This window comes from Oleiphilus sp. HI0061, from assembly GCF_001635675.1.
In genome coordinates this window covers 1-941 of the sequence record NZ_LWFE01000245.1, presented here as the reverse complement: position 1 = coordinate 941, position 941 = coordinate 1, and the positions used below count along the sequence as shown (strand labels likewise).

The 941-nt window shown below is 43.0% G+C and carries 1 protein-coding gene; it reads right to left on the bottom strand.

The window, feature by feature from the left end:
* On the bottom strand, window positions 1–941 hold a 941-nt coding region (locus A3735_RS03035), incomplete at both ends, for an SDR family oxidoreductase (RefSeq protein WP_197485627.1).

The following is a 941-nucleotide window of genomic DNA, read 5'->3' as shown; positions in this document are numbered from 1 at the left end:
TGACAACACAAACTTTTCCACCAACAGTACCTTTTAAGGAACGATCTTTATGTAAATCTGGGTCTAGGTTACGCTCCCAAAAATCCCAAATAGCAGGTGCGTAGGATTCTAGACGAGGAACTTCGATTCCTGATCCTTTCAATACACGCTCTGTTTCGCGAGAGTCGAACTTTGTTGGGTAATTGATAAAACCCATTGCCGACTCTGGAACACCAAAATCATTTAAAACCGCACTCGTAATACGCTTAACAGGAGGAAGGTTCTTTAGGCCATTCCTAACCATTGAAGGAATAAAACCAAACATGCGAGAATCAACACGCATTGTCATGGTTGGCGCATGACCAGCTTCGGCAAAAATATTTAGAACCTCACCAACCTTGTGTGGGTCTGGGTCAGTCAAATGGAAACATTTTCCATCTTCACCATCTGCATGGGAAATATGATCAATTGCATCAACAATAAAGTCGACCGGCACAACGTTAATGCGGCCACCTTCAATACCAATAGTAGGCATCCACTTTGGTAAAGTGTTACGAATTTTTTGCAGCATTTTGAAGAAGTAATATGGACCGTCAATCTTGTCGATCTCACCAGTCTTAGAGTGCCCCACAACCATACCAGGACGATAGATTCTGAAAGGAATAGAGCATTCGTCTCGAACAGCCTTTTCCGAGTCATGTTTTGTTTGAAGGTATGGATCGTCAAGGTTCTCGGCCTCTTCGAACATATCCTCTCTAAACGTCCCCTTATAAAGACCAGCTGCTGCGATCGAACTAATATGGTTAAAACAGCCTGCTTGCATTTCTGTCGCGGCAACAATTGCGTTTCTTGTGCCCTGTACATTTACTGCTTTCTGAATTTCAGCACCAGCGTTCAAATCATAGATCGCTGCTAGATGATAAAAGTGCTTAACATTTCCTTTGAGCTCGGCCATTTGAGCA